This is a genomic window from Psychrobacter celer (assembly GCF_016107555.1).
GTDB lineage: Bacteria > Pseudomonadota > Gammaproteobacteria > Pseudomonadales > Moraxellaceae > Psychrobacter > Psychrobacter celer.
In genome coordinates this window covers 1-24,984 of record NZ_JABASU010000001.1, presented here as the reverse complement: position 1 = coordinate 24,984, position 24,984 = coordinate 1, and the positions used below count along the sequence as shown (strand labels likewise).

Genomic DNA, 24,984 nt, shown 5'->3' with positions numbered 1-24,984 from the left:
CAACATAAAGACTCGTTGAAATAAATACCAGCTCACGTTAGGCGCTAAACGCACATTGTCTTCACCAAACGCTTATGATTGTAAAATCAGTATCTTACGTACTGTGTGCGGCCAGCACGTCGGTTAATAGCGTGGCATCAAAGTCATTGGTCAATACCGCCTCACCCAGTGATTTTAACAAAATCAGGCGGATTTGTCCGTGTTTCACTTTTTTATCATGGCCCATCAGATCAAGCGCAGTGTCCACCGCGATCGCAGGCGGATAGATGGGCAGGTTTGCCAAGGTCAACACATGCTTAACACGCGCCACCTCCTCATTACTTAGCCAGCCCATTTTTTGTGAAAGCTCGGCAGCCTGTACCATACCTGCCGCCACAGCCTCGCCGTGTAGCCAGTTGCCGTAGCCTTGATGTGTCTCGATCACATGACCAAAAGTATGGCCAAAGTTAAGCAAGGCACGCACACCTGACTCGCGCTCGTCTTGGGCCACGATATCGGCTTTATATTGACAGCAGCGTTTTACCGCTTCCCCAAGCACGGCCAAATCCAGCGCCATCATGGCAGGCAGATTGCTCTCCAGCCACTGCAAAAAACCGACATCCATGATAAGAGCATACTTGATGACCTCTGCCAGCCCTGCTGAGAGCTCACGAGCGGGCAAGGTTTTGAGTGTACTCATATCAGCCAATACCATTTGCGGTTGCCAAAAAGCGCCAATCATGTTTTTGCCTTGTGCATGATTGATGCCTGTTTTGCCGCCGACACTAGAGTCTACTTGTGACAGCAATGTCGTTGGTATCTGGATAAAATTCACGCCGCGCATAAAACTTGCCGCCGCAAAGCCTGTCATATCGCCGATGACGCCGCCACCTAGGGCGATGAGCGTCACGTCACGGTTGAAATGGGCATCCATCAGTGCATCATAAATCTGATTGATACTGTCTTGGTTTTTATACTGCTCACCATCTGGCAGCACACAGACTCTCACAGCAAAGTGCGCGGCCAGCGCTTGTTCAAATGCAGATAGGTATAAAGGCGCAACCGTCTCATTGGTGACGATTAAAACCTGACGGCCCGTGATATAAGGCGCCACTTGCTGCGCCATACTGCCATTTTTGCCCGCGTCTTCGGTGATAATAATGGGATAATCATGGCTTTGTGTCTGAACGGTTAAACCCTCAAAAAACTGTGGCGTGGCCATGAAGTACTCCTTAAATAGTGGTCATAAGCGATGAGCAGCTGACTGTCCGTCATCTATACAGTATCTATACAGTTAGCTTCGGTTATTGGGGGCGGTAATGGCAGACATATCAAACGATGCCAGCTGCTGCAAAAGTTGATTGACCATATAACGCGGATAAGTATGGCCAGTTGGCATGATGATATGCGCCACTTGACGATATAGCGGATCACGGATGCTGTAGAGATCCTGCAATATCTGCTTGGGGTTGGGCTGCTGTAGCAATGGTCGCGACTTGTCTTTTGCCGTACGCGCCATTTGCACATCAACGGGGGCATTGAGATACACGACGATGCCACGCTGGTGCAAAAATGCGCGATTTTCGGCAGACATGACCGCACCGCCACCAGTTGCCAATACAATTTGCGGTTTTTGGGTCAACTCATCGATGGCGCGTGTCTCACGCTCGCGAAAGCCTGCTTCACCTTCTTTGGCAAAGATCCACGCAATATCGGCACCTGTTTGCGACTCGATATACCAGTCACTATCCAAAAACTCACGTCCTAGCTGCTTAGCCAGCAGTTTACCGATTGTCGTTTTCCCTGCTCCCATCGGCCCCACTAAAAACACCGACGGCAATTCCTCCACCATAGTACTTACTCAGCTAAATTAGCTATGATACAACGTCATTGATATTCTGGCTAGTAACGAGCCGCGATAATTGTCCGCAAAACCTCATCCATCTTTCGGCTGACTCATAAAAAAAGCAAGCACTCAGGCTCGCTTTTTTAAAGTAGGTCAACCTGTGATTAATTCAAGCGGCTGGTACCATCATTGATGAGTTTTGGTGTGACAAAGATTAATAGCTCTTCTTTGGCATTACTACGTACATCTTTGCGGAAGGCGCGGCCAATATACGGCAAATCCCCTAAGAAAGGCACTTTATCCACACCGTTACTGGTACGGTTTTTGAACACGCCACCTAAGACCACGGTCTGGCCATCTTCGATGATAACGTTGGTTGAGATTGAGTCTTCAGCGATGGCGACCTGATTGTTGATGATGGTCGGTGTGCCATTGGTGATGAGGAGCTGTAGGCCAATTTTACCATCAGGGGTGATGTTTGGCGTGGCCTCCAAGCTCAGCGCCGCTTCTTTAAAGCTGGTGGTGGTCGCGCCACTGGCTGAGGCTTCTTGATACGGAATCTGAGTCCCAGATGACACCTTTGCGGTTTGTTTATCCGCGGTCAAAATCTTTGGCGTCGAGATGACTTCACCGCGATTGTCCGCTTGCAGCGCTGATAGCTCAAGGTCGAGCATCACATCTGACATACTGAGCAAACCAAAGGCAATACTACCCGCTGGATTATCCACCCCTAAATCAACGTTTAAGTTATCAGGACTGCTGATGTCATATGAAGGATAAGAAACCGTTTGTCCATTGACAGTCGTGGTCTCTATATCAAAATCTTTAAGATCTGCTAGTGTCTGGTTGCTACCACCAACCAACAAGCTACGATTATTGGCTGCACCATTTGATAAGATTCCCCAGCGAACCCCAATCTCTTTACTAAAGCTGTCAGTGGCACTAACGATACGCGCTTCAATCATCACCTGACGCACCGGAATATCGATTTTGCTGATCAGTTTATGAATGTTTTCAATGCTGTCTGCCACATCTTTGACAATCAAGGTATTGGTACGCTCATCCACAGTGACGGTGCCGCGATTTGACAACAAAGAGTTATTGTCGTCGGCACGGTTTGAGCTACCACCAGAAGAGCCGCTGCCTTGAGAAATCAATGTCAGAACATCTTGCGCTTTAGCATAGCTTAAGCGGATGTACTCTGTACGTAACGGTGCAAAAGATTCAACCGCTTGCTGCGCTTCAAGCTCACGTGCTTCTTGCTCTGCAAGCTCTGTCGCCGGCGCGACCAAAATCACATTGCCATTTTCACGTTTGCCCAGATTTTTACTCTTTAAAATAATATCAAGCGCTTGATCCCAAGGCACGTTGATCAGGCGCAACGTGATTTTACCTGCAACCGAATCACTTGCCACGATATTCATCTCGGTAAACTGCGCCAAAATATCTAAGACGCTGCGGATCTCGACATCTTGGAATTCCATAGACAGTGGCTCACCGCTATAGACCCTTTCTTCGAGCGTCGGCTCACGCAGTAGCTCAGGCTTACTGATGCTGATATTTAGCTGATTGCCTGACTGGTACGCTTGATACTCATAGTCGTCGTTCATATTGATGGTGATGACACCATTTTGACCTTGGTTTTTGGTATCAATACTACTAACCAGACCGCTATTGATATTTAGACGGCGCAGTAAATTTCTAGGCACCGTACTGCCTGTCAAACGGACGACCAGCTTATTGCCTTGACGTTGTACATCCACTGGAATGGCTTCATTGGCCAAAGCGATACTGATATTACCACCACCATCGTTACCTGCAGCAAAATTGACGGCGGTTAGGCCTTCATAGCTATATTGTTTACTCACTTGTGAGGCGGCAAGCTGTGGATCCAATAGCGGATTGACCCGAACCACCATCGTATCTGCGGGCACTTGGTTTTTGACCACCGTAGTGTTGGTGCTATTGACCGCCGCAACAGGAACGCTACTGGTTTCTACAATGGGGGTGACAACTGCTGTGGTTGTCATGCCACTACTGTTATTCAGCACATCTTGCACAGGATCATTGGTGATTACTTGATTAACGACGGGCTGATTAACCACGGGGCGGCTAGGGTCAGTGATGGTTAGCAGCAAATCATTACCATCGACCGCTGTGGTATAGTTGCCTGCTTGCTTGAGACCCACAATGAGACGCGTGGTGCTGTCGCTGCTTAGTGTCGTGACATCATTGACCATACCGATGTTGTATTCGTTAAATCGGCTAGCCAGCCCATTTTGCACTTGTTCAAAATCTAGTACCAAACGGCTTGGATCATCTAGCTGATAGGCTGCAGGCAATGCTGGCGCACCGGCAAAGCTCAAGCGCATTTGCGTCACAGCTGGCGCAGTTTGTACCACAGAGACGTTATTGATACGCTGGGCAGCTTGGGCATGGTTACTCACTGCTACCATACTGACTGCCAATGCTGAAACGGCAAAAGCAGAAGATACGCGGTTACTCATCGTCATTACCTTGTTGTTGCGTACTGTCATTATTTATTCCTCAAAAAATCTGCCGACTTAGCTTATAGGAGAGACCAGCGACTGGGGTTTTTCGATAAAACCTGCGCGGCTGTCTGGCACAATTTCAATCAAGTTAATCTGGGTCGGCGTGATTTCAACAATACGGCCGTCATTCAATCCAAGATAATCACCTACTTTCACACTCGCAACTGAGCCATCAGGACGTTGTACCAACGCATATCGCTGACCTTCAGGCGAAATAACGACACCGCGAAAGACCAGCTGTGATAGCTCGTACTGCTCAAGCGGCCCTTTGACTCTGGTAATATCAGGGCGTACACCATCGATAGGCGTCGTCGGCCCTTGTACATTGACCAAACTTGGGGGCAAAAACGGACTGCGCTGCGTGCTTGCGCTGTATACAAAATCTTCTACCAGCTCCGCCTTAGGTGGGGGCTCAATCGGCTGCGCTGGCTGGTTGCGTATGTCATTCATCGACTGCTGTGCCATCCCTATGCGATCGCTACAGCCCGTCATCGACAACACAACCATACTTAACGCCAGTAACGTGGGCAGTTTATTTATCATCATTGACTGTCTCCTGCAGCAGCGGCATCACCTTCAGGATTTGCTTCTTTTGAACGATAGGTTTTGGTTTGTAGTACCAGATTTAACTCTGGCAATACATCCAAGCTCGGCTGCGGGTTACTCACCTCAAAATCATGCATCGTGATGATACGAGGTAGAGCAGCCAGTCCACTGATAAAGCTGCCAAACTGATGATACTCACCCAATGCGGCAATACGTATCGGCTGCTCAATAAAAAACTCGTTTTCAATTTCAGGCTCAACCGAGATATCCTGAAAACGAATATTACTGCCCACACCAGTCATGTTGATGCCCTCTACCAGCTCTGACACCCGTGTGTCTTTTGGTAGTTGATCAAGTAACGAGTTAAACTCAGCTTCCATCTGCACCACTTGCGCTTTATACGCTTCTAAGTGACGGGCGCGCGATTCTTTTTCACGATAACTATCGAGCAAGGTTTGCTGCTGGCTTTCAGCAGCATTGATCTCATCGATCTTGCTACTAATCGGTAGCGCCCATGACAATGCGGCGATAAAAACAATGATAAGCCCTATCACCGTTACCTTGACGGGTAATGGCCAGCTACCATAGTTTTCGGAGTCTAACGACTCAAAACTGCGACGAAACTCTTGTAAGTCAAACTGCTTTTTTGGCTTTAGGTCTGCTTTTTTGATTTTGATTAGGCTTTTTTTGCGGCTCAGTTTCATAACGCACCTCCAAGCCCAGTACCCTCTTCAGGTGTGGCCGTCTCTGACTGCACCTTTGTGGTTACCACAAACTGTACATAGCTGTCTTCTGGATAAACAGGGCGCGTCTGCTCACCTGTATTGATGGTGTTATTTAGCGCAGGCGCTGCCTGATAAGCACTGATGTTTTGTTGAATATTGCTGACAGCAGAGTTACCCATCCATTTACTACTATCGAGATTACGAATCAGATTGGACACCACATTTGGGTTATCTGCCAGGCCGGTCAAGGTGATGACATCCCCTTCGCGCTTGAGATTATTGAGATAAAGTGCCGACGGCATTGCTTTAGCCAAATCGTCCCATAGACGTACAGGAACAGGGCGGCGACCTTGTAAGTCTTGAATCACTTGCATGCGTGAGATAATATCTTCACGGCGCTGCTCTAAGCCATCGATTTCGCTCAACACGGTGTCTAAGCGCGCGTTTTCTTGTTCAATCAAAGCATTGGCATCGAGCTGCTCTTCAAGCTCATTGTTAAAATAGCTCCACGTAGCAAATGCGGCCAACAACGTTAGTAGTGTCACAGCTACCACAAGCGTGATAAACTCTTTATTGCGGCGTTCGCGCTCTTCGGCGCGCCAGGGTAAGAGGTTAATACGAGCCATTAGTCAAAGCTCCTTAACGCAAGACCACATGCGGCCATGAGGCTTGGGGCATCGATCGCCAGTTGCTCATTATCGATATGTGGCGCGATGGTCATATTGGTAAATGGATTGGCGATACTGACTGTCACACCCAGTTTTTGTTGCGCCATTCCAGCCAGACCGGGAATCGAGCTACTGCCCCCCGCGAGGACCACGTGATCGATATTGCTGTATTGGCTCGAAGAAAAATAGAACTGCAAAGAGCGAGTGATTTGCTGAATGGTGTTTTCGATAAACGGCGTCAATACCTCAGGATAGTAATCGTCAGGCAAGGTGCGCTCACGCTTACTCAGCGCCGCTTCCTCAGACGATAAGCCATAGCGATTTTGTATTGCCTCTGTAAGCTGAGCACCGCCAAATAGCTGTTCGCGGCTATAGATAAATTCGCCATTTTTGGCGACATATAAGGTGGTTTGATTGTGACCAATATCTACCAAGGCGACTAATTCTGGTAGCCCTGGTAAATTATCTACCATCAAACCAAAAGCACGCTCAATGGCGTGCGACTCAATATCCATGACCTTGGTTTGCATGCCGCCGAAGGTTAAGGCATCGACGCGTTGGTCGACATTCTCCGAGCGTGAGGCCGCCAGTAGCACCTGCACCATATCGTCACTGACCAGAGAAGGGCCTAAGACTTCGAAGTCCAGGTTGACGTCTTCAAGAGGATAAGGCACGTATTGATCGGCATCGAGACGTATCTGCGCTTCACGCTCGACATCGCTGAGTGCCATGTCCATATCGATGATCTTGGTAATCACTGCTGACCCTGATACGGCTGTCGCTGCATAGGCATTAGCCACTTGACAGCGTCTGGCCAAACTGGCAATCGTATCGCCAACGGCTTCAGTATCCACGATGAGTTTATCGACGACTACGCCTTCCGGTAGTCTTTCAATGCCATAAGATTTTAAGTGGAACATGCCTTGTTGGCGCTGTATGTCAACCAACTTTACTGAGGTGGCACAGATATCCACTCCAATCAAATGTCGACTTTTGGGAGTAAATAGCCTCACAAACTCTATACCTTATATTAAGTGTACAATCTGATAGTTATTTGTAATAATTAAATACAATACTTTACTTAATAGATAGATTCAAGCATTTAAATTATATATTAAGGCTAACTTACACATTTATTATGACCTCCCTATTTCGTTCAAGGTATAATGCACTACCTGTTGCAAATCATTAATTAATAAGTCTTATTATGGCCAAAAAAAATGCTACTGCTCACATTATTCACTTTTTGGTAGGGCTATTTATCGCTTGTTTAGCCTTGGCGGTTGTCCTAGCAATGGCAGTTCCTATTGGCTTTTATGGCATGGCCATGTATTTATCGCCTACCCTGCCAAGTACGCAAGAGATAAAAACCGCGACGCTAGAAATGCCATTGCAGATATATAGTAGTGATGACAAACTCATCGGCCAATATGGCAATCGTTTATCATTACCGATCACTTTTGAGGAAATCCCTGAAGATCTGACTCATGCTTTTTTGGCCGCAGAAGATGCGTCTTTTTTCCAGCACAGTGGTATCAGCATTAAAGGTTTAGGTCGCGCGGTCACCGAAGTGGTGACCGATGATGATAGTCAAACAGGTGGCTCAACCATCACCATGCAGGTGGCTAAAAACTACTTTTTGAGCCCAGAGCGTACCTTAAATCGTAAACTAACTGAGCTGTTTTTAGCTCGTAAAATAGAAGACGAGCTCAGTAAAAACGACATTTTGACCCTTTATGTCAATAAGATTTATTTGGGTGAAGGCGCTTACGGCATCCGTGCGGCCGCCAAAAAATACTATAGTAAGTCACTAGACAACCTCACCATTGCAGAGATGGCAATGCTGGCAGGTCTGCCAAAAGCCCCTTCTAAGTACAATCCTGTCGCCAATCCTGAGCGCGCCCTGACCCGCCGCAACTGGATCATTGGCCGTATGCATGAGCTGGGTTATATCAGTCAAGCGCAGCATGATGAAGCAGTCAACTCCCCCATCGGCATCAAGCTCTATCAAGAAAAACTCGATGTTAATATGCCTTATTTGGCAGAAATGGCACGCTCTACCTTAGTAAATCGCTATGGCGAGCAGGTCATGCATGGCGGCTGGCGCGTACGTCTGACCGTCGATAGTAAAGCGCAAACCGATGCAGAGGCCGCCGTACTCAAAGGTCTCATCGCTTATGAGCATCGCCATGGCTGGCGCGGCGCTGAAGCGAATGATGAGCCATTAGAGAACTTCCGTCGGTATAGCAACCTATCACCTGCCAAAGTGACAAAAGTAAATGCTCGTAGTTTTGAGGCCACTATCCCCTCGGGTGAGACGGTGACGGTTAACTGGTCTGGGATGAGCTGGGCGCGCAAATACATCTCTGCCGATCGTATCGGTTATTATCCAAGTAATGCCAGTCAAGTCGTCAGTAAAAACGATATTGTGCGCCTGATTCCGACAGCGAGCAACCGCTGGCAGCTGGCTCAAATTCCTGACATACAAGGCAGCCTGGTTTCATTAAACCCAGAAACAGGTGCGCTCAATGCTTTGGTCGGTGGTTTTGATTTTAATCACAGCAAGTTTAACCGAGCGCTGCAAGGCTGGCGGCAACCTGGCTCTACCATCAAGCCTCTAGTCTATACCGCAGCCCTAGAAAAGGGCTACCGCCCTGATAGTATCGTCTCAGACCGCCCTATCCAAGTTGGAGACTGGAAACCCAAAAACTCTGACGGGCGTTTTTTAGGAGACATCACCTTACGTCGCGGTTTGTATCTATCGCGCAACCTTGTCTCTATTCGTCTGTTACAGGCCGTCGGTATCTCTGATACTCGTACATTATTAGACGAGTTCGGTCTCGATAAAGAAAAGCTGCCAACTACCCTATCGTTGGCATTGGGTACAGGGCAAGCGACACCACTACAGATGGCCACCGCTTATGCAACCTTTGCCAATGGCGGTCACCGCATACAGCCTTATTTTATTGAGCAAATTTATAACTACAATAACAAGCTGCTTTTTCAGGCCAACCCGCAGCAAGCCTGCGCCTCATGTTTTAATGAGCAACTAGAACGCGTCAACAAAAAGCTGCTAGAAGACTATGATAGCGCGCTCGAACAAGCGGCAACTGTAGATGCAGCAGCAGACGCAAAAGACCGTGATACCGAAGCAGATACACAGAGCGATCAAAGCCGTATCTATGATGCCAGTCCGCAATCAGATCGTCTAAAAGCGCCTGCGGTACAATATGTAATGGCCAAACAAGCACCACGTATCTTAAAGCCTAGAGTGGCCTTTGAGATGGCAGACATATTACGTGATGTTGTACAGCATGGCACGGCAAGAAGAGCAAAAGCACTGGGACGTGATGATATCGGTGGTAAAACTGGTACCACCAACGAAGCAAAAGACGCTTGGTTTGCAGGGTTTCATCCCAGTAACGCAACCGTCGTCTGGATGGGCTTTGACCAACCATCGACCATGGGTCGGCGCGAATACGGCGGCGTGGCAGCGCTACCAGTATGGATTGACTTTATGAAAGCCCAGCTCAAAGACACCCCTCATCAATGGGTCTCTATCAATAATCGCTCAAAATCCAAAAAACAAAAACAAAAAATTATAGAAATGACGGATGATGGTATCGTTACTAGCGATGAAGACGACAATACGCCTACCGACACTGTATCAGAAAAACCTGTCAAAACCAGCACCCAGCAGCGCAAGCCGCCAGCACCTGAGCCGGTCGAAGACGAGGGTTCAGCACCAACGACGCGTCATGATAGCGTACCGCAAAATCCGCTATCGGTAACCCCAGTGGAGCGTATGCCAGCCATGCCTGAGTAGCCCTAGTATGGTTAATTCACTTTAAAGCCGATACAGTGCAGCTGGTATGAGTTTTGTGCAGCATCTGTCAGCGTAAACACAGCAAGTAAGAAAAATGTATACCAGTTACATGTTAATTTGAGACTATCGGCTTTATTTTGAACTGACTATACGTTATATAGAAAGCATGTTTGACCATGATCAAACACGCTTTTTTCTTGATGCTGTCATGTAAGGTAGGGCCAAAAAGCCGTTAAACAACAGTATGAATTAGGGTGGTTAAAACTCAACCATACCCGCACGCAGCTGCTCTATCAGCTCTAAGAGCTGCTGACGCCACTCGCGGATGGTGGCTTCATCTGGCAGCCACTGATTCGATAACGTCACAACGTTGACAATAAGATCAGTTGCTTTTGCCGTATCTCTACTCGCACTTAGCGTCTCATCAATCACTGTATCTGGCGGTACCGCATACAAGCTACGCTGATACGCGCGCTCTATGTTGGCCACAAAGCCCTGCTGCTGTAACTGTTGTAAACGCTGGACTTCAGGCGATACCTGCGTGCGCGCACTTAGTGCTTGCTCGATGTCGCACAATGTCGGCGCTGTCATGTTTAAACCATAAAAATGTCCAAGCTCCTGAGTAAAAGCCAACAACGCACCATATAAATGAAAAATAGCGGTTTCACAATGAGCCTGATATAGCTGCTTATCACTAATACTGTCCGCCGCTTGGCAGGCAAGACGACAAAAATACAGCTTTTGATTGGTGCGGTCTGCTTGATACTTGGCAACACGGGTTTTACCAGCCATTGGCGATTTATCCTTCTATAAGATATTAAGTGAGGGCTTATTCCTCAGTGTACTATTTTTTTGGATAACAGTACCACGTCTTTCTGACTTTTGTACGTGCACAAAAAAGCCAGCAACATAGGCTGGCTTTTTTGACAGTGATAAGACATCAAAGACAATTAATTGTCTTGATTTAGCTCTTGCGCAAAGGCTTCATCAAAGCTTGCAAAGTCTTTACTATCGGTGCTGGCCGTCATATCGAAAGCTGCGTTTAGATCTGACTCTTGCAGTTTTTGCTCTGCTTTTTCTTTACGGGCTTTGTGATAAGCAAGCCCTGTACCAGCAGGAATCAAGCGACCAACGACCACGTTTTCTTTTAGACCACGTAGCTCATCAACTTTACCTGTTACCGCAGCAGCAGTTAGGACACGAGTAGTCTCCTGGAACGACGCCGCTGAGATAAAGCTTTCTGTTGCCAGACTTGCTTTGGTGATACCAAGCAATTGACGCTCATACTGAACTGGGAACTTACCTTCGGCTTCCAGTTTAGCATTCAAGGCTATGACATCAGCGTACTCGACCTGATCGCCTTTAAAGTGGTTTGAATCACCGCCATCAGTCACTTCAACTTTGCGCAGCATCTGACGAATAATAACTTCGATGTGCTTATCGTTGATTTTTACACCTTGCAGACGATAGACGTCCTGTACTTCGTTGACGATATAATCAGCAAGGGCGGTTTGACCTTTTAGACGTAGGATATCGTGCGGGTTTTGCGGACCATCAGCGATGATCTCACCACGAGCAACGGTCTCGTTTTCGAAAACGTTGATCTGACGCCATTTCGGGATTAGCTCTTCATGCGTCTCACCATCTTCATTGGTGATGATAAAGCGGTTTTTCCCTTTGGTTTCTTTACCAAAGCTGACCACACCTGTCATCTCTGCCATGATGGCATGATCTTTTGGACGACGTGCTTCAAACAAATCAGCCACACGTGGTAGACCACCGGTAATATCCTTGGTACCTGATGACGCTTGTGGTACACGGCCTAATACCGAGCCAGCGGCTACTTTCTCACCGTCGCTGACGCGGATGATGGTTTCCGCTGGCAAGAAATAAACCACTTCTTTGCCTTCATCCGTATTCAAGATGATAGCAGGACGCAAATCCTTAGCCGAGCTTGAACGGTCACGAGTCGCTAAAATCTCAAACGAGCTCATACCCGTTGCATCATCGACTTTGACCGTCGCTGTCGAACCATCAATGATATCGCTAAAGCGTGCCGTACCGGCAAACTCTGTGATAATTGGGTGTGTGTGTGGATCCCATTTAGCGATGGTCTGGCCACCTTCGACTTGCTCTTCGTTTTTCACCAGAACGCTTGAACCATAAGGCACTTTATAGCGCTCACGCTCACGACCAAGCTCATCGGTCAACGCAAGCTCTGCTGAACGCGAGACGATAACCAAGTGGCCATCAGTGTGTTCAACCGTTTTCATGTTTTCAAAATGCACTTGACCTGCATTACGTGCTGAGATGCTGTTGTCCACAGATGCTGAGCTTGCCGCCCCGCCCACGTGGAAGGTACGCATGGTCAACTGGGTACCAGGCTCACCAATTGACTGGGCTGCCATGACACCGACTGACTCACCGATATTGACTTTATGACCACGAGCCAGATCACGACCATAACACTGTGAACACACGCCATGCTCAACTTCACAGGTGATCACTGAGCGTACCCAGATGTCATCAATGGCGTTGTTGTCTAGTACATTTACCCAATGCTCATCGATCAACGTACCCGCTGGAATCAAGACTTTTGACGGATCGTCATTGTACGTCACATCACGCGCGGTCACACGGCCAAGGACAAGCTCACCGAGTTTTTCGATGATCTCACCACCTTGGATGTGCGGCTTCATGAGCAAGCCTTCTTCGGTACCACAGTCTTCGCTGGTCACAACCAAATCTTGCGCCACATCGACCAAGCGACGCGTTAGGTAACCTGAGTTAGCCGTTTTTAGGGCAGTATCAGCAAGACCTTTACGCGCACCGTGCGTCGAAATAAAGTACTGTAGTACGGTCAAACCTTCGCGGAAGTTGGCTTTAATCGGTGTCTCAATGATTGAGCCATCTGGTTTTGCCATCAAACCACGCATACCAGCAAGCTGACGAATCTGCGCGGCACTACCACGAGCACCAGAGTCTGACATGATAAAGATAGAGTTAAATGATTTTTGCTCGTCTTCTTCGCCTTGGGCGTTGATGACTTTATCGGTTGCCAAGTTATCCATCATCGCTTTAGCGACTTTATCGTTGGTACGCGACCAGATATCGACGACTTTGTTATAACGCTCACCTGCAGTCACAAAACCTTGCTCAAACTGATCTTCAATTTCGCGAACTTCAGCTTCGGCGGTTTCGATGATTTGTTTTTTCAGCGGCGGAATCACCATATCATCAATACCGATTGACACGCCTGATAATGTCGCTTGAGCAAAACCAAGATACATCAATTGGTCAGCAAACATGACACTTTCTTTGACGCCGACTTTACGGTAGCAAGAGTTGATCAAACGCGAGATGTTCTTTTTGGTCATCTCTTGGTTGCACTCATCAAACGACATGCCTTGTGGCATGATGTTCCAGATAAGCAAACGACCAGCCACCGTTTCTTTTAGAGTGACTTCTTTGCTTTCGTTGCCCTCTGCATCGACGTGCGTTTCTGTCACACGCACTTTGATTTTTGCGTTGACATGCAAGTCGTTTGAACCAATGGCACGCAAAGCTTCGTTGACGGTTGAAAATATCATGCCTTCGCCTTTGGCATTGATCGACGAGCGGCTAATGTAATACAGACCAAGCACAACGTCCTGTGAGGGTACGATGATTGGATCACCGTTGGCAGGCGATAGGATGTTGTTGGTTGACATCATCAATGCGCGCGATTCGAGCTGGGCTTCTAGCGTCAATGGCACGTGTACGGCCATTTGGTCACCATCGAAGTCAGCGTTAAACGCGGTACAAACCAGCGGATGCAATTGGATCGCTTTACCTTCAATAAGTACCGGCTCAAATGCCTGTAAGCCCAAACGGTGAAGCGTTGGCGCACGGTTTAGTAGGACTGGATGCTCACGGATAACCATGGCCAGCATATCCCATACTTGCGGCTCTTCACGCTCTACCATCTTTTTGGCGGCTTTAATCGTTGTGGCAAGGCCATGCGATAGTAGCTTGTTGTAAGTAAATGGCTTGAACAACTCAAGTGCCATTTTCTTTGGCAGGCCACACTGATGCAGACGCAGGGTCGGACCAACAACGATGACCGAACGACCAGAATAGTCAACACGTTTACCAAGTAAGTTTTGACGGAAACGGCCTTGCTTACCTTTGATCATATCTGCCAAAGATTTCAATGGACGCTTGTTACTACCAGTAATTGCACGACCACGGCGACCGTTATCAAGCAAGGCATCGACTGATTCTTGTAGCATACGTTTTTCGTTACGTACGATGATATCAGGCGCACTTAGCTCGAGCAGACGCTTTAGACGGTTGTTACGGTTGATAACGCGGCGATACAGATCGTTTAGATCTGATGTCGCAAAACGGCCGCCTTCTAGTGGTACCAACGGGCGCAAGTCTGGTGGCAATACTGGTAAGATATTCATTACCATCCACTCAGGCTTGTTGTTCGAGTCACGGAACGCTTCTAATAGTTTTAGGCGCTTAGACATCTTTTTGAGCTTGGTTTCAGAGCCTGTTTGCGGGATCGCTTCGCGCAGCTCATCAATCTCGATATCGATATCGATCTCTTTGAGCAGGTCTTGTACCGCTTCTGCACCCATTTTGGCGGTAAATTCGTCACCGAACTCTTCTAGGGCTTTGTAGTAGTCTTCATCATCGAGCAGTTGGTACTTCTCTAAAGAAGTCAGGCCAGGCTCAGTGACGATATAGCTCTCAAAGTATAGAACGCGTTCGATATCGCGTAGGGTCATATCGAGAAGTAGACCAATGCGGCTTGGCAGAGACTTTAGGAACCAAATATGCGCAACAGGGCTTGCAAGGTCAATGTGACCCATACGATCACGGCGAACTTTGGCAGTGGTGACTTCTACGCCACACTTCTCACAGATAACGCCTTGGAACTTACGGCGTTTATACTTGCCGCACAAACATTCAAAGTCTTTGACTGGGCCAAAAATTTTGGCACAAAACAGACCATCACGCTCAGGCTTAAATGTACGGTAGTTGATTGTTTCTGGTTTTTTAACTTCACCATGTGACCACGACTTAACCACATCAGGGGCGGCTAAGGTAATTTGAATACTATCAAACTCTTGATTACCGCTAGCGGTAGGGCTTTGCATGATATCGAGTAAATCTTTCAAGTTGCTTCTCCGTTATCTTTATAATCATCTAGCAGCATATTGTCGACGCCAAGTTAGATGAATGAAGGCAATGAATCGGGTTGAGACAAATTACCAAAAGCAGTCGCCATAAGCGTACTACTTTTGGTTGACAACTAAGTTAAACAGCAATCTTTCTGCTTTGGGTTTAGTTGCTTTGTTTTAACTCAATATTGATACCCAGTGATTTGATTTCTTTGGTCAGTACGTTGAATGACTCAGGCATACCTGGATCCATGTACTGCTCACCATCGACGATGTTTTTGTACATACGGGTACGGCCTTCGACGTCATCTGATTTCACCGTCAGCATCTCTTGCAACGTGTAGGTTGCGCCGTATGCTTCTAGTGCCCATACTTCCATCTCACCGAATCTCTGACCACCGAACTGTGCTTTACCGCCTAGTGGCTGCTGGGTGACCAGTGAGTAAGAACCCGTTGAACGCGCGTGCATCTTGTCATCGACCAAGTGGTTAAGCTTGAGCATATACATGTAACCCACGGTCACTTTACGGTCAAACTTCTGACCAGTACGGCCATCATACAAGGTTTGCTGACCATCACGATCCATACCAGCAAGCTCTAGCAAGTCTTTGACTTGATACTCGTGAGCACCATCAAATACTGCTGTACCCATCGGCACGCCATCACGTAGATTGTCTGCTAATGCCAAGATATCATCATCAGACAAGCTGTCTAGATCGACTGACTCACCACCGACTTGGTTGTAAATCTTATCTAAAAACTCACGTAACTCTTTGATTGCCGCTTGCGCTTTTAGCATACCGTCAATCTTTTCACCCAAGCCCTTAGCCGCCATACCCAAATGCGTCTCAAGCACCTGACCGATATTCATACGCGATGGTACACCTAGCGGGTTCAATACGATGTCAACGGTATTGCCATGCTCATCATACGGCATGTCTTCGACTGGCATGATGCGTGATACCACACCTTTGTTACCATGACGACCGGCCATTTTATCCCCTGGCTGGATACGACGTTTCACTGCCAGATAGACCTTAACGATTTTTTGGACGCCATGCTGCAAGTCATCACCAGCCGTTAATTTGCGTTTTTTCTCTGCAAATTTCACATCGATGTCTTTTTGCTTATCGACCAAGTAATCAGCGATCTGCGTGAGACGCTCAGAGATCTCTTCTTCGACTGGCTGGATATCAAGCAGCGTCTCAAGACTCATCTCTTTCATGTCAGCCAACGCCATGACTGTGCCGGCTTTTAGACCAGCGCCGCCACTGACTTTTTGACCATCAAGCAAGGTGCCGATACGGCCGCGAGCCGCTTCTTCAAAGATACGTAGCTCTTCTTTTAAATCTTTACGATAGCTATCGAGCTGCGACTTCTCGATTGCTTTGGCACGCGCGTCTTTTTCGACGCCATCACGGGTAAAGACCTGCACGTCGATGACCGTACCTTTGCTTGATGTTGGCACTCGCAATGAGGTGTCTTTTACATCAGCAGCTTTTTCACCAAAGATAGCCCGTAGCAATTTCTCTTCTGGCGTGAGCTGCGTCTCACCTTTTGGTGTGACTTTACCAACCAAGATGTCGCCTGCGTCTACTTCAGCACCGATATAAACGATACCTGCCTCATCAAGGTTTGAGAGCGCCGCTTCACCCACGTTTGGAATATCAGCAGTGATTTCCTCTGTTCCAAGCTTGGTATCACGCGCCACACAAGTTAACTCTTGAATATGAATGGTGGTAAAGCGATCTTCTTTGACGACTTTTTCAGAAAGCAAAATCGAGTCTTCGAAGTTATAACCATTCCACGGCATAAAGGCGATACGAATGTTTTGACCAAGCGCCAATTCACCCAAATCGGTTGATGGGCCATCAGCTAGAATATCCCCTGACGCGATTTCGTCGCCTTGGTTGACAATGATGCGCTGGTTGATACAAGTATTTTGGTTTGAGCGCGTGTATTTGATCAAGTTATAGATATCGATACCCGCTTCGCCTGCGACCATCTCCTCTTCGTTGACACGCACGACGATACGCGAGGCATCGACGTCTTCGATCACACCGCCACGCTTGGCGATCACACATACGCCAGAGTCACGCGCGACGTGACGCTCCATACCCGTACCCACTAACGGCTTATCCGCACGTAGCGTCGGAACCGCCTGACGCTGCATGTTTGAACCCATCAATGCACGGTTAGCATCATCATGCTCTAGGAATGGAATCAAACCTGCGGCGACCGATACTACCTGACTTGGTGACACATCCATATGCGTCACTTTTTCTGGTGGCATACGGACAAATTCACCATAGCTACGCACGCTGACCATCTCATCGCTTAGCTCACCATTTTCACTCACTGGCGAATCTGCTTGAGCAATGACCGTACCAACTTCTTCGATGGCTGATAGGTATTCGATTTGGTCAGTTACTTTGCCATCAACCACACGGCGATAAGGCGTTTCTAAGAAACCAAAGCTGTTAGTTTTGGCAAAGGTCGCTAGTGAGTTAATCAGACCAATATTTGGACCTTCAGGCGTCTCAATCGGACAGACACGGCCATAATGGGTGTCATGAACGTCACGTACCTCAAAGCCTGCACGCTCACGGGTCAGACCACCTGGGCCAAGCGCGGATACACGGCGCTTATGCGTGACTTCAGACAATGGGTTGTTTTGGTCCATAAACTGTGACAACTGACTTGAGCCAAAGAACTCTTTGACAGCAGCTGCTACTGGTTTTGAGTTGATCAAATCTTGTGGTGACAAGTTGTCTGATTCTGCTGAGCTTAAACGCTCTTTGACCGCACGCTCTACGCGCACAAGGCCCACGCGGAACTGGTTCTCTGCCATCTCGCCCACTGAACGAATACGGCGGTTACCTAAGTGGTCGATATCATCGACTTCACCGCGACCGTTACGAATCTCAATCAGCTCTTTTAACACATTGATGATGTCATCATTGGTCAACACACTACGCGCACGCTGGATATCAGCGTCGTCAGTGTCCTCAAACTCAAGACCTAGGCGACGGTTAAACTTCATACGACCGACGTTTGACAAGTCATAACGATCGGCGTTAAAGAACATGCTCTCAAACAGCTTTTCAGCGGTCTCAACCGTTGGTGGCTCACCTGGGCGCATGACTTTGTAGATCTCAATCAATGCTTCTTCACGGCTAGAAGTGGTATCAGCACGTAGCGTATCGGCGATATAACTGCCTTGATCGATATCGTTGGTGAACAAAATGCTAAACTCTTTGAGTGCATCACTGGCTTCGAACGCACTGAGCTTGACCAACAATTCATGATCGATGAGCGTATTGGCATGAGCAATCACGTCACCATTGACTACGATATCTTCAGCCAAGATGCGCTCGTATAGATATTCATCAGGCACAGCAATTTTCGTCATACCCGCTTGCTCTAACTGACGGATACGGCGAGCATTGATACGTTTGCCCTGCTCGACGATGACATCACCATCAGGTGACACGATATCGAACTGCGCCATCTCGCCGCGCAGACGATCAGCGACCAGATCAATCTCAAACTGCTCTTCACCCTTATAGACTTTTACTTTATCAAAGAACAAATCTAAGATTTCAGAGGTCGTCAAACCAAGCGCACGTAAGATAATAGACGCAAGTAACTTACGACGACGGTCAATACGAGCAAAAACTAAGTCTTTGGCATCAAACTCAAAGTCGAGCCATGAGCCGCGATAAGGGATGATACGAGCGTTGTAAAGCACCTTACCACTTGAGTGCGACTTACCTTTATCATGATCAAAGAACACACCAGGCGAGCGGTGCAACTGTGATACGATGACACGCTCAGTACCGTTGATAATAAAGGTACCGTTATCAGTCATCAGTGGCATCTCGCCCATATAGACGCTTTGCTCACGGATGTCTTTGATCGCCGCTTTACTGTCTTTGTCTTTGCTGTCTTTGTCCTTGATAATCAAACGGATCTTGACACGTATCGGTGCTGCAAACGTTGAGCCACGTAAGATACACTCACGCTCATCAAACTCAGGCTCGCCTAAGTAATATTCAACGAATTGTAGCTCTGCATTACCAGAATGACTCTCAATCGGAAAAATAGATGAAAAGGCAGCTTGCAGACCAGTATTCTCACGAGCTTTCGGCTTTTTGTGCTCTTGCAAAAATTGCTCATAAGAATCTACTTGAATAGACAGTAAATAGGGAATGTCCATTACAGTGGGCAATTCAGCAAAACTTTTGCGAATACGCTTTTTTTCAGTATAAGAATATGCCATCGAGAGTCCTTACAGTAAACGTGGAAACAAATTAAAAGCGTGGCATGCGTGCATAAATACTATGCAAACATAGCAACGTAAACGTTAATATAAAACAGGTGTTCGTGTTCAGTTTATATCTTTTGTTAATGACTACTTTACTACCAGTGCGGGCTTAGCGCCCTTATCAAGTTTTGTCATCAGCATCTAGGTCTTTTACCTAGACCATCCAGCCAAAACCCCATCAGCTGTCACTCATCAAAACCAATATCGTCGCTGATATCTACCGTCTACGAGCCTACATACTGACAGTACAACCATGCAAAATAAATAACCTAAGATAAACAGCTTATTAGAACTAATAATATTGGGGATAACTATAACTTTTAGAATCAGTGTAAACTATAGCGTTAATGGAAAAGCATGCAGACACAGAAAAACGCCAAACATCTCAAGACGTTTAGCTCATATCACTGATTTTAAAAACTGGCATGTGTGCTTGCATGTATATCGTCTGTCCTTTTGATGGGTATCCACCGTGATGTTGCATACGTATGTTGGCAGACACAAAAGGTCAAGCTACGAATTATAGTAAAAAAAAGCTGGCAATGCAAGGCATTACCAGCTTTTTTTTCGTACAGCGTTAAACTTATTTTAGTTCAACAGTTGCACCAGCTTCTTCAAGTTTCTTTTTCAACTCTTCAGCTTCGTCTTTAGACGCGCCTTCTTTGATTGGTGCTGGAGCACTTTCAACCAAATCTTTTGCTTCTTTTAGGCCAAGACCAGTTGCTTCACGTACGGCTTTGATAACGCCAACTTTCTTGTCGCCGAAGCTAGCAAGAACAACGTCAAACTCGTCTTTTTCTTCAGCAGCAGCAGCGCCACCAGCGGCAGCAGCAGGTGCAGCAGCAGCAACAGCAGCAGTTACGCCGAATTTTTCTTCCATATCGCTGATTAGCTCAACGATGTCCATTACTGACATTTCAGCGATTGCGTTTAACACATCTTCTTTAGATAGTGCCATGAGAACTCTCCGTTATCTGATAAAAATTAATTGATCTTAATATCGCTTTGGTCGTTTGCCAAATATGCAAATAGTGTTGGCAATACAGTACAACCAGCGATGTCAAAGTTACGTTAAAACAAGCAATTAAGCAGCTTCTTTTGCGTCTTTGATTGCCGCTACAGTGCGAACGAACTTGCCAGGAACAGCGTTCATAGTCTGGACAAGCTTGGTCACTGGTGCGTTCATAGTTGCCATCAAGATAGAGATTGCTTCGTCGCGAGTTGGTAGCTTCGATACGCGCTCTAGCTCTTCTGGACCATAAACTTCACCACCGACTGACACTATTTTGGTCTCTAATGCTTTGTTTTCTTTGCTAAAGTCGAAAACGACTCTGGCAGCAGAACCCAAATCTTCCATAGAGAAAGCCAAAAGTAGTGGACCAGTCATACGGTCTGACATGCTCTCAAAATTAGTGCCTTCAAATGCGCGTTTTGCTAGGGTGTTTTTCACCACTTTTAAAACGACGCCTTTTTCACGAGCTTGTTCGCGCAGCTTAGTAAGCTGTGCAACACCAAGACCGTGATATTCGGCAGCTATTGCTGAGTAAGCATTAGCAGCAACTTCAGACACTTCAGCCACAACTTGTTGTTTTTGTTCTAGCGTTAATGCCATAAGTTGACTCCTTTAATCTTATCAATCCGCTCATCTTTTAGTTAAAAACGATCAGCTAAGATTGACTTGATACGACACGTTATTCATAACTTCTAAAAATAGAGTTTATTCATAACGACTGATTACGGCACCGTTATCAGACTGACATCGAGTGATAGATTGGTATAAATACCGGTTTATCGGCTCTTATCAACAACTGGGTGGGTCACCGTCTGCGTAGGACAACTAAGATTTTCATCTGTCGTCGATTAACAAAAGCAGCTTACCGTCATCACTAGCTATCAAAAGACCACTTAATAATGACGTAAAACCGCTCTCTACCTACGGTCTTAGACAGCATAGCGTTTGCTACGCTGACCTAATTCTTTAAAACAATATGGACTCTTTATTCAAAATCGTTGAATATCGAGTAATTTTTATACAAAAAACTATTTAGCCACGCGATAAGGAACAGGATCGATAGTGATGCCTGGGCCCATGGTGCTAGATAAGGTGATTTTCTTAATGAATGTACCTTTAGACGTCGCAGGCTTAGCGCGCTTTAGATCTGAGATCAATGCTTGAACGTTTTGGGCAACTTGTTCAGTCGTGAAACCAACTTGACCGATAGTTGTGTGAATGATACCCGCTTTGTCAACACGATACTGTGCTTGACCAGCTTTGGTATTGGCCACAGCTTCCGCAACGTTTGGCGTTACTGTACCAACTTTTGGGTTAGGCATTAGGCCACGTGGACCTAGGATAGTACCTAGTTGACCCACCACACGCATCGCATCTGGAGCTGCGATAACAACGTCAAAGTCCATGTTACCGGCTTTAATGTCTTCTGCTAGGTCTTCAAACCCTACAACGTCTGCACCAGCTTCTTTGGCGGCTTCAGCAGCAGCGCCTTGAGCGAATACGGCAACGCGTTTGGTTTTACCAGTACCCGCAGGCAGGTTGGTAGCACCGCGAACGACTTGGTCAGATTTACGTGGGTCAACGCCCAAGTTTACTGCGATGTCGATAGACTCTTTGAACTTCAAAGGTGGCAAATCGTTTAGGATTTGAACCGCTTCTTCAAGAGTGTATAGCTTTTCGTTTTCAATGCGATCAGCGATTAGCTTTTGACGCTTAGTAAGTTTACTCATTTACACACCCTCCACGGTAATACCCATTGAACGAGCGGTACCAGCGATGGTACGAACAGCAGCGTCAAGATCAGCAGCAGTCAAATCTGCGTCTTTAGTTTTCACGATTTCTTCTAGTTGTGCACGATCAACTTTACCGACTTTTGCGGTGTTTGGCGTACCAGAACCTTTCGTGATACCAGCAGCTTTACGTAGTAAAAACGCAGCTGGTGGCGACTTCATGATAAAGGTAAAAGACTTATCGTTATATACCGTGATTTCTGTAGGAATCGGCAGACCTGGCTCTTGGTTAGAGGTCGCTGCGTTAAACTCTTTACAGAACGCCATGATGTTCACGCCTTTTTGACCCAAAGCTGGACCAATCGGTGGTGAAGGGTTTGCTTTACCTGCAGGCACTTGCAGTTTGATGTAACCATCAATCTTCTTAGCCATGATATTCTCCTAAATGGGTGATAGCGCCAAATCAACATGGTAGAAACCTTGTCGAAAAACAGCTCCCCGGTTAATGAACTTTATAGGTTTAGTCTAATTTTTCAACTTTACTAAACTCAAGCTCGACCTGAGTCGGCCTATTAAATACGTTTACGGTCAGATGTAGTTTAGACTTTTCATAATCCACTTTTTCTACCAACCCTTTAAAGTCAGTAAATGGACCATCGATGACCAACAATTCTTCGCCTGGCTCAAAGAGCGTCTTAGGACGTGGGTCAGCTTCAGTCTGATTCAGACGGTTCAAAATACGATCCGCTTCTGCCTGCGTGATAGGTGCTGGCATCTCTGGCGTACCGCCAATAAAGCCCATAATACGTGGACAGTCTTTGACGATGTGCCACGTGTTGTCATTCATTTCCATCTGGATCAATACATATCCTGGAAAGAATTTACGCTCACTCTTACGCTTTTTGCCGTCTTTCATTTCGACGACTTCTTCTGTCGGCACCAACACATCACCGAACGAATCAGCAAACTCACTGCGGTTGATACGATCAGTTAATGAACGCTGTACTTGCTTTTCATATCCTGAAAATGCTTGGACAATATACCAACGCATATCACGCTCCTGATCATTATAAATAAGTCGTTATCCGTCCATTTTGGTCTTGCCCACTAATACGTGTGACTAGCCAATAAAGATACCAACGAACCAATTAAAGAAGTTATCCAACAACCAAATAAAGAACCCAACAATCGCAATCACGACAAGCACTTGCCATGTGTATTGAAAGGTTTCGTCTTTACTCGGCCAGGTCACTCGGCGTAGCTCAACCGCAGCGTCTTTTAGTAAAATTTTAAAAGCGCGACCCTGATGGGTTAAGGCCAAACACACCAAAGCAACCACAACCAAAGCAACAATGATACCAATACGCACCCAGACATCGTTGGCTGGCTGCCAATAACCGGGTAAATACTGATTGACCAATGTTGCTGCAATTAATACTACTGCGGCTACAAGCCACAAAATCAAATCTTTGATTGAGCCTGTCTTAGCAACCTCGACCGCAGTGGTCTTATTGCCTGCTGAGACGTGCTTACCTTTAGTCAGCATCGAGCTCGCCGTCGCCTTGGCATCAGATAACTTATTCTCGAGGTTATCTTGATTATTGCTCATAAAGAACTCGCTTCGGAGATGGTGAGGTACAACAAAGATGTGATAAGAAGATGGCAGGCGATGTAGGACTCGAACCTACAACCCTCGGTTTTGGAGACCGATGCTCTACCAATTGAGCCAATCGCCTATGGGTGTAAAGGACAGCATTATACAATATTTAGCATAGAATGCAAGCCCTTAGCGGTAAAATTATCATTTTTACCGAGCTTTGCTCTTAGTCATTTTGCGGCTATATCAGTCTTACTTAAGTAAATAAATAAGTAAAAATCGATGTCCCAACTGACTTATTAAAAGCAGCGTTAATATAGCAAGCTCTCATAAAAAACACAATAGACTAAAAACAAAAAGAACGGTATTTTCACTTACTGCAGTTATTGATAGTTATAGCTTTAAAAAACATACTTTATGAAGTACCACCTTCCCTGCCCCTTTCCAATAAACCCCATAACCCTCTATAAGCGCCCAAAAAAAAGCCACCCTATAAAGGATGGCTTTTCACTACTCAATACTCGGTGTCAACTTGCGCTGAGATCAGTATCGCTTAGTCTTTTACGTTAGCTACCACACCAGCACCTACAGTACGGCCACCTTCACGGATAGCAAAACGTAGGCCTTTGTCCATAGCGATTGGGTGGATAAGCTCTACGCTCATCTCAACGTTATCACCAGGCATGACCATTTCTGTACCGTCTTGTAATTGGATTGCGCCAGTTACGTCAGTGGTACGGAAGTAGAACTGTGGACGATAGCCGTTTAGGAACGGAGTATGACGACCACCTTCTTCTTTTGATAGTACGTATACTTCGGCGTCGAAGTTGGTGTGCGGGGTGATTGAACCTGGCTTGGCTAGTACTTGGCCACGTTGTACGTCTTCACGCTTGGTACCACGTAGTAGCACACCACAGTTCTCACCAGCACGGCCTTCGTCTAGCAGTTTACGGAACATCTCAACACCTGTACAGGTGGTTTTTTGGGTGTCTTTGATACCGACGA

At 46.7% G+C, this 24,984-nt stretch carries 18 protein-coding genes and 1 tRNA gene; 1 reads left to right on the top strand and 18 read right to left on the bottom strand.

Annotation, left to right across the window (positions count from 1 at the left end):
- Positions 1-94 precede the first annotated feature (94 nt).
- The 7 genes from aroB to JFC05_RS00065 all read right to left on the bottom strand — a co-directional run bounded on the left by aroB (position 95) and on the right by JFC05_RS00065 (position 7,329).
- Complete coding sequence (gene aroB / locus JFC05_RS00095; RefSeq protein WP_105244178.1) at positions 95-1,201, bottom strand: 3-dehydroquinate synthase; 1,107 nt, start codon at positions 1,199-1,201, stop codon at positions 95-97.
- A gap of 72 nt (positions 1,202-1,273) precedes the next feature.
- Positions 1,274-1,831 (bottom strand): shikimate kinase AroK, encoded by a 558-nt coding sequence (aroK, locus tag JFC05_RS00090; protein WP_192995283.1) that lies wholly within the window; start codon positions 1,829-1,831, stop codon positions 1,274-1,276.
- Positions 1,832-1,989: 158 nt separating this feature from the next.
- Positions 1,990-4,362 carry a type IV pilus secretin PilQ gene (locus JFC05_RS00085; protein WP_198335262.1) on the bottom strand — a complete coding sequence of 791 codons (2,373 nt, stop codon included), beginning with the start codon at positions 4,360-4,362 and terminating at the stop codon, positions 1,990-1,992.
- Positions 4,363-4,389: 27 nt separating this feature from the next.
- Positions 4,390-4,923 carry a pilus assembly protein PilP gene (locus tag JFC05_RS00080; RefSeq protein ID WP_075100334.1) on the bottom strand — a complete coding sequence of 178 codons (534 nt, stop codon included), beginning with the start codon at positions 4,921-4,923 and terminating at the stop codon, positions 4,390-4,392.
- The gene (locus JFC05_RS00075) at positions 4,920-5,627 is read right to left on the bottom strand and encodes a type IV pilus inner membrane component PilO (RefSeq protein WP_198335261.1); all 708 of its coding nucleotides are present in this window, start codon (positions 5,625-5,627) and stop codon (positions 4,920-4,922) included. The genes JFC05_RS00080 and JFC05_RS00075 overlap by 4 nt, the downstream gene beginning before the upstream one ends.
- The gene (locus tag JFC05_RS00070) at positions 5,624-6,274 is read right to left on the bottom strand and encodes a PilN domain-containing protein (protein WP_198335260.1); all 651 of its coding nucleotides are present in this window, start codon (positions 6,272-6,274) and stop codon (positions 5,624-5,626) included. Before JFC05_RS00070 ends, JFC05_RS00075 begins: the two co-directional genes overlap by 4 nt.
- Positions 6,274-7,329 carry a pilus assembly protein PilM gene (locus tag JFC05_RS00065; RefSeq protein ID WP_198335259.1) on the bottom strand — a complete coding sequence of 352 codons (1,056 nt, stop codon included), beginning with the start codon at positions 7,327-7,329 and terminating at the stop codon, positions 6,274-6,276. The genes JFC05_RS00070 and JFC05_RS00065 overlap by 1 nt, the downstream gene beginning before the upstream one ends.
- Positions 7,330-7,523: 194 nt before the next feature.
- Between JFC05_RS00065 and JFC05_RS00060 the strand changes: the two genes are divergently transcribed.
- The gene (locus tag JFC05_RS00060) at positions 7,524-10,142 is read left to right on the top strand and encodes a penicillin-binding protein 1A (RefSeq protein WP_198335258.1); all 2,619 of its coding nucleotides are present in this window, start codon (positions 7,524-7,526) and stop codon (positions 10,140-10,142) included.
- 258 nt (positions 10,143-10,400) lie between these two features.
- On the opposite strand, the gene JFC05_RS00055 is transcribed toward JFC05_RS00060, so the two are convergent.
- From JFC05_RS00055 to JFC05_RS00005, 11 genes are all read right to left on the bottom strand, one after another.
- The gene (locus tag JFC05_RS00055; RefSeq protein ID WP_198335257.1) at positions 10,401-10,934 is read right to left on the bottom strand and encodes a DUF6586 family protein; all 534 of its coding nucleotides are present in this window, start codon (positions 10,932-10,934) and stop codon (positions 10,401-10,403) included.
- Positions 10,935-11,092: 158 nt separating this feature from the next.
- The gene (gene rpoC / locus JFC05_RS00050) at positions 11,093-15,310 is read right to left on the bottom strand and encodes a DNA-directed RNA polymerase subunit beta' (protein WP_198335256.1); all 4,218 of its coding nucleotides are present in this window, start codon (positions 15,308-15,310) and stop codon (positions 11,093-11,095) included.
- A 166-nt stretch (positions 15,311-15,476) separates the two neighbouring features.
- Positions 15,477-19,595, bottom strand: coding sequence for a DNA-directed RNA polymerase subunit beta (gene rpoB, locus JFC05_RS00045; RefSeq protein WP_198335255.1), 4,119 nt, complete (start codon positions 19,593-19,595; stop codon positions 15,477-15,479).
- Positions 19,596-20,223: 628 nt separating this feature from the next.
- Positions 20,224-20,598, bottom strand: a complete 375-nt coding sequence (gene rplL, locus JFC05_RS00040; protein ID WP_105244189.1) for a 50S ribosomal protein L7/L12 — start codon at positions 20,596-20,598, stop codon at positions 20,224-20,226.
- A 126-nt stretch (positions 20,599-20,724) separates the two neighbouring features.
- Positions 20,725-21,252, bottom strand: coding sequence for a 50S ribosomal protein L10 (gene rplJ / locus JFC05_RS00035; RefSeq protein ID WP_198335254.1), 528 nt, complete (start codon positions 21,250-21,252; stop codon positions 20,725-20,727).
- Positions 21,253-21,680: 428 nt separating this feature from the next.
- Complete coding sequence (gene rplA, locus JFC05_RS00030) at positions 21,681-22,382, bottom strand: 50S ribosomal protein L1 (RefSeq protein WP_105244191.1); 702 nt, start codon at positions 22,380-22,382, stop codon at positions 21,681-21,683.
- On the bottom strand, positions 22,383-22,814 hold the full coding sequence (rplK, locus tag JFC05_RS00025) for a 50S ribosomal protein L11 (protein WP_105244192.1): 432 nt from the start codon (positions 22,812-22,814) through the stop codon (positions 22,383-22,385). It abuts the gene before it with no gap.
- Between the two features lie 88 nt (positions 22,815-22,902).
- The gene (nusG, locus tag JFC05_RS00020; protein ID WP_075100322.1) at positions 22,903-23,433 is read right to left on the bottom strand and encodes a transcription termination/antitermination protein NusG; all 531 of its coding nucleotides are present in this window, start codon (positions 23,431-23,433) and stop codon (positions 22,903-22,905) included.
- Between the two features lie 69 nt (positions 23,434-23,502).
- Entirely contained in the window at positions 23,503-23,991 is a 489-nt protein-coding gene (gene secE / locus JFC05_RS00015; RefSeq protein ID WP_100750084.1) for a preprotein translocase subunit SecE, read from the bottom strand.
- Positions 23,992-24,042: 51 nt separating this feature from the next.
- A tRNA-Trp gene (locus JFC05_RS00010) sits at positions 24,043-24,118 on the bottom strand.
- Positions 24,119-24,532: 414 nt separating this feature from the next.
- On the bottom strand, positions 24,533-24,984 hold a 452-nt coding region (locus JFC05_RS00005; protein ID WP_265091103.1), incomplete at its 5' end, for an EF-Tu C-terminal domain-related protein.

Excerpts from the sequence above, each read along its gene's own strand:
- nusG (WP_075100322.1), bottom strand. The coding sequence starts at position 23,433 with ATGCGTTGGTATATTGTCCAAGCATTTTCAGGATATGAAAAGCAAGTA.
- rpoB (WP_198335255.1), bottom strand. The coding sequence starts at position 19,595 with ATGGCATATTCTTATACTGAAAAAAAGCGTATTCGCAAAAGTTTTGCT.
- rplJ (WP_198335254.1), bottom strand. The coding sequence starts at position 21,252 with ATGGCATTAACGCTAGAACAAAAACAACAAGTTGTGGCTGAAGTGTCT.
- JFC05_RS00085 (WP_198335262.1), bottom strand. The coding sequence starts at position 4,362 with ATGACAGTACGCAACAACAAGGTAATGACGATGAGTAACCGCGTATCT.
- rplK (WP_105244192.1), bottom strand. The coding sequence starts at position 22,814 with ATGGCTAAGAAGATTGATGGTTACATCAAACTGCAAGTGCCTGCAGGT.
- secE (WP_100750084.1), bottom strand. The coding sequence starts at position 23,991 with ATGAGCAATAATCAAGATAACCTCGAGAATAAGTTATCTGATGCCAAG.
- JFC05_RS00070 (WP_198335260.1), bottom strand. The coding sequence starts at position 6,274 with ATGGCTCGTATTAACCTCTTACCCTGGCGCGCCGAAGAGCGCGAACGC.
- JFC05_RS00060 (WP_198335258.1), top strand. The coding sequence starts at position 7,524 with ATGGCCAAAAAAAATGCTACTGCTCACATTATTCACTTTTTGGTAGGG.
- rplA (WP_105244191.1), bottom strand. The coding sequence starts at position 22,382 with ATGAGTAAACTTACTAAGCGTCAAAAGCTAATCGCTGATCGCATTGAA.
- aroB (WP_105244178.1), bottom strand. The coding sequence starts at position 1,201 with ATGGCCACGCCACAGTTTTTTGAGGGTTTAACCGTTCAGACACAAAGC.
- rplL (WP_105244189.1), bottom strand. The coding sequence starts at position 20,598 with ATGGCACTATCTAAAGAAGATGTGTTAAACGCAATCGCTGAAATGTCA.
- JFC05_RS00055 (WP_198335257.1), bottom strand. The coding sequence starts at position 10,934 with ATGGCTGGTAAAACCCGTGTTGCCAAGTATCAAGCAGACCGCACCAAT.
- JFC05_RS00080 (WP_075100334.1), bottom strand. The coding sequence starts at position 4,923 with ATGATGATAAATAAACTGCCCACGTTACTGGCGTTAAGTATGGTTGTG.
- JFC05_RS00075 (WP_198335261.1), bottom strand. The coding sequence starts at position 5,627 with ATGAAACTGAGCCGCAAAAAAAGCCTAATCAAAATCAAAAAAGCAGAC.
- aroK (WP_192995283.1), bottom strand. The coding sequence starts at position 1,831 with ATGGTGGAGGAATTGCCGTCGGTGTTTTTAGTGGGGCCGATGGGAGCA.